Origin of the sequence: Deinococcus yavapaiensis KR-236, assembly GCF_003217515.1 — a bacterium.
GTDB classification, from domain to species: Bacteria; Deinococcota; Deinococci; order Deinococcales; family Deinococcaceae; genus Deinococcus_A; species Deinococcus_A yavapaiensis.
Genome location: NZ_QJSX01000036.1, coordinates 1 through 4,163 on the forward strand (window position 1 = coordinate 1; position 4,163 = coordinate 4,163).

Consider the following 4,163-nt stretch of genomic DNA (forward strand, 5'->3'; position numbering starts at 1 on the left):
GGCGACCCTTGATGTCTTCGCGTGGACGAAGGGCGTGCTGGGGTGGGAAAGCGTACGGCTGATGTCCTTCGATGGCGTGCGGGTGTTGGTGGGGTATGCGTGGATCGTCGCGGCGTTCTTGTTCGAGCTCGGGGGGGCGCTGGGCGACCGGCAACTTCAGTTGATCGCGCACCTGGGTGGGTGGCGACGGCAAGCGAAACACCCGCCAGGCAAGCGGGTGTTGACGTGGGGACTTGAGCGCCTGGCCGTGTACCTCATGATGCAAGAGCAACGCTCGGACCCGAGGCGGCGAGATGAGATCGATACCCTTCTGCACGATCTTTTCGCCCCGTGAACATTTCGTCCGCATCTCAGCCGCGCGCTGCATCCGTCCTTCGGTTCGATCGAAACGCTGGTGAAGGTGATCGATTTGGTGTGCTTGAGGCGCGTGTAGCGGTCGTTGAGGCGGCGCAGGAGGAAGCGTGCAACGGCGCACGGTGAACGTCTAGGCCTTCCGTTCGCGCTCGGCGCGGTTCAAAAACGTGACTCGGGTTGGGCGACGTGAAGGTGCAAGTCGTGCGAAACTCAGCACCAGCAAGCGGTCACATTGCGCCTGACGCGGGTGCGCGAGGAGGCGGGGCATGGACGAGCTGCAACCGTTGAATTCGGAGCGCGAGTTGTACACGGGTGGACGCGTGTACGTCGCGTCGTTTTACACGCCTGCCTACACGGACTTCGCGTCGAACGCTGAAGTGCGCTTCGCGCGAGCCCAGACGCCGAGCGACGCGTTCGTGCGCCTCTCGGTCTACATCAACGCCGGGAAGATCGAGGGGGGCGCGATGACGCTGATCGAGGAAAGCGCGTGGAAGGTGCCGTGCTCGGTCGGCCAGCCCATTCCGGGCGATGTGTGCACGTGCTGCGGCGAGCGGCTACGGCGTGTAGGCCAAGGGTAGCGGCTCACGAAGGACCGCTATCCTTTCGCATTGTGCCGCGAAGAAATCACTGACATGCAATGGTTCCGTCTCCTGCCACTGTTGCCAAGGCAATAGGGTAACGGTCGCCCGTATATTGACCATCGACCCAGCGGCAGCAGCATTCTCTACGGCGTGTATGCAGATTTTGCCAGCGGGACCGTCTGGGCCGCGCCGACCTCAGGCCAGCGCTGGACCAAGGCGCAGATCGGCCGGATCGAGAACCCGTCCACCTTCGGCGAGGACGAGGCAGGCGAGCTGTACGTCGCCGAGTACGGCAGCGGACGCCTCCTGAAGCTGGGGCGATAGGCGCTCCTCAGGCCGTAATGCTCACCACCCGGTAGCTCGCCTGACGCTTACCCAGGTTGACCTCAAAGATCTCGCCCATGGCCCGGCCGAGCAGCGCCCGGCCCACCGGACTCTCGGTGGAGACGCGCGGCATCTGCCCGGCGAGGGCTGAAGCTTCCGGCGGACTGACGAGCTGCAACCTCAGCTCACGGCCTGACCCTACGTCGAGCAGGACCACCACTGATCCCAGCCGGGCCTGACTCGCGCCGTCGGCCGAGGCCTCAATCAATACGGCGTGAGACAGCGTTTCCTCAATGTCGGTGATGCGTTCCTGGGTGGCGAGCAGCTCGCGCTGCGCCTCCGCGAGCCCCAGGCTCTCGTTTTCGTTGGCGTGCATCTGCTCCTGAACCACGCGCCGGGCTTCTTCCAGCCGCCTGTACTCGTGTTCCAGCGTCTGTTGTAAGCGCGCGTAGCCACCCTGGGTCAGTTCTATCCTTTGCGTCACCTGCCGTCCCCCGTCCTGTTGATGCGCGCATGGTGACACAGGGTGACACAGGCCGCCTGGAGGGACCCGCGAATATGAACACTGCCCGCAGCCTTTCCCAAGTCCTGCCAAGCTCCGCCTCATGGAAATGAACCGTGCGACAAGCCACACTCCGGCCATGAAGCTACTGCGTTCCAACCAAAGACGCGCCGCTCTCCTGCTCGCCGCCAGCCTCACCGCCGCCGGAACCGTTCCGCACGCGGAGGCGGGCGTGGTTGAAAAGGCTAGGTTCGTGTTTCACCTCGGGGCCGCCTACTACGCCTTCAACACCTGGGTCTGGCGTCCCTACCGGGAGTACAAGTTCCAGGTTGGCGCACCCGGCCAGAAGACCAACATCGTCAAAGCGGGCTTAGCCCTGGCCTTTGCCGCCACCCAGGTCAACGCCGCCATCAAGATGACGCGCAATACCAACGATCCCTTCCTGCAAAAGATCGGCTCGTTGCTGCCGGGCTTCAACAAGTCCGTGAACACCGTCGCGGCTGACCTGCAACGGGGCCGCTTCAACGAGCAGGGCATCCAGAACATCAACCGTCAGACAAACAACCTGCTGAACGCTGCCGACAGCCAAGGCCAGAGGATTCGCCCGGTGGCCGTGCCCATTCCGGGGCTGTAAGCCTGAGAAGTCAACGGAGGGCCGCCCGTCAGCAGCACGGGCGGCCCTCACCCGTTTACGGCGTGTAGCCCAAGGTCGAGCAAGGCAGCAGTCCCCTTGCTCGAGGTGTGTAATGAGCCGTGCCAAGGGAGTATCGCTACGTCGGACCCATCGACATTCTGTTCCGGGCTCAAGGGCGGCCCAGCGGCATGCCTCTCGTCCACCCGTCGGATCTTCGTGGTTGGCTTGACACGCACTCTCCAAGCCGTGAGTCTGTCACCGCTACCTTCTTGGTGGATCTCCAAGCGCGGCTGCTCGTCGCGGAGCGTTACAGCGAACACGTCGTCTGTACGGGTGGAGCGAGCGTTCTTGCGGCGGGTGAAATCGTTTTCGAGCGTGGTCCTAACCTGGCGGTGGGCAGCGTCACGAATCAGTCGACGGGCTACTGCCCTGAGCCAACATGTTGACCGGTCGTGCGCCGAGCGCTCGAACAACTCGACGTCGACTTCCCTAACGGTTTTACACCCGCCGTCGTATTTCGACGCTGCGAACACTGCGATCAGATCAACATCGTGAAAGACGAGGAGTTCACGTGTGCGGTGTGCGCGGCTGCACTCCCGCCGATGTGGAACTTCTCCTGGCGCACCGTCTTACTTCAGCCACAGCAGGATGGCAGCGAACGTCAACATGCCCAGGAAGGTCGCTGCCCGCTTTTCATATCGCGTCGCAACGCGCCGAAAGTGTTTGAGCTGCCCGACGAGGCGCTCGACTCGATTGCGCTCGCTGAAGCTGCTGTTACCGCGGAGCAAGTACGCGGTCTGCTCCCGCTCTACTTCAACCAAGGTCAATAGTTTGATCACCGCTGCGTCACTCGTACACGTATCGCGACCTTTGATCAGCTTGCGCAACGAGAGATTCGAGCTCTCAGTGGTGTTCGTCGTGTAGATCACCTTACGAATCCAAACAGGTACACGAATAACGAAGTGACGCGACTCCAGTTTCAACGCCAAATCTCGCTGATTTACAGGGAGCGACCGTTCCGTGTTGCAGCGAAGGTGGTCAAGGCTTGCTCGACCGCTTGCTCTGTCGGAACTCGATAGATCGCCTTGCCGTCGGCCGCAACCGTACCACTTTGATACGAAAGAGCGGCCCTCTCATGTGGGAGGGCCGCTCTTTGAGCACCTTCAATTGAGACTGCGTCCCAAGGAATCAAGTTCCCCGATGATCTTCTTCTCCGCCCGCACCAATTCCAAAGCCGCACGAGAGTCTGCCGCTCCTCCCGATCGGTGCGCGTCATACGCCCGCTTGAACTCCAAGCCCGCCTGCACCAACGTCGCGAATGAACCCCGGAGCGACATGTCACTTGACGCGTCCATCAATACACTCATCACTTGATGCAGGGACTTCTTCGCGCGGTCGTGCCGTTGCACGCCCTTGATGACGTTCCCACGGCGCAACACGTTCTTGGCTTCACGCAATTCTAGCGTGGCTTCCAAGAGGCGTTGCACGTCCTGCGGGACGCTCGACAAAGGGCGATTGTTCGCCATTGTCATGTTCTCTCGTCCTTCTCGAAAAGCCCTTGAGGAATACCTCGTGGCTCTTCGTCCAAAAGCAGCGCGCTGGCTACCCTTTTGCAAAAAACCCCACGCGTTCAGCGTGGGGCATCTCGGTTTTGGTGGTGCAAAAAATGAGCCGTCGAACCTGCGAATTCGAGCGAAAGAAAGGCGATCAAGACCTCGACTGATGAGCACCAGTCAGCTCAATACCTCTCGGTACTTGCACTCCTGGC

At 61.5% G+C, this 4,163-nt stretch carries 6 protein-coding genes and 2 pseudogenes; 4 read left to right on the plus strand and 4 right to left on the minus strand.

Going from position 1 to position 4,163, the window contains the following annotated elements; translation table 11 throughout:
- The 3 genes from DES52_RS23215 to DES52_RS22295 all read left to right on the plus strand — a co-directional run.
- On the plus strand, positions 1-334 hold a 334-nt coding region (locus tag DES52_RS23215; RefSeq protein WP_110889035.1), incomplete at its 5' end, for a hypothetical protein.
- A gap of 286 nt (positions 335-620) precedes the next feature.
- Positions 621-932, plus strand: coding sequence for a hypothetical protein (locus tag DES52_RS22290; RefSeq protein ID WP_110889036.1), 312 nt, complete (start codon positions 621-623; stop codon positions 930-932).
- Between the two features lie 153 nt (positions 933-1,085).
- Complete coding sequence (locus DES52_RS22295; RefSeq protein WP_245901231.1) at positions 1,086-1,259, plus strand: hypothetical protein; 174 nt, start codon at positions 1,086-1,088, stop codon at positions 1,257-1,259.
- A gap of 7 nt (positions 1,260-1,266) precedes the next feature.
- Here the strand turns inward: DES52_RS22295 and DES52_RS22300 are convergent, their stop codons facing one another.
- On the minus strand, positions 1,267-1,743 hold the full coding sequence (locus DES52_RS22300; RefSeq protein ID WP_110889037.1) for a GreA/GreB family elongation factor: 477 nt from the start codon (positions 1,741-1,743) through the stop codon (positions 1,267-1,269).
- A 157-nt stretch (positions 1,744-1,900) separates the two neighbouring features.
- Here DES52_RS22300 and DES52_RS22305 point away from each other — a divergent pair, with 157 nt between their 5' ends.
- Entirely contained in the window at positions 1,901-2,395 is a 495-nt protein-coding gene (locus DES52_RS22305; protein WP_245901232.1) for a hypothetical protein, read from the plus strand.
- Positions 2,396-3,024: 629 nt separating this feature from the next.
- Here DES52_RS22305 and DES52_RS23565 read toward each other — a convergent pair.
- The 3 genes and pseudogenes from DES52_RS23565 to DES52_RS22320 form a co-directional block, all read right to left on the minus strand.
- Positions 3,025-3,162 (minus strand): annotated as a pseudogene (locus DES52_RS23565) (transposase); the annotation flags it as partial.
- Between the two features lie 51 nt (positions 3,163-3,213).
- Positions 3,214-3,342, minus strand: a pseudogene (locus tag DES52_RS23810) (IS256 family transposase); the annotation flags it as partial.
- Positions 3,343-3,558: 216 nt separating this feature from the next.
- Positions 3,559-3,927 carry a hypothetical protein gene (locus DES52_RS22320; protein ID WP_110889039.1) on the minus strand — a complete coding sequence of 123 codons (369 nt, stop codon included), beginning with the start codon at positions 3,925-3,927 and terminating at the stop codon, positions 3,559-3,561.
- Positions 3,928-4,163 lie beyond the last annotated feature (236 nt).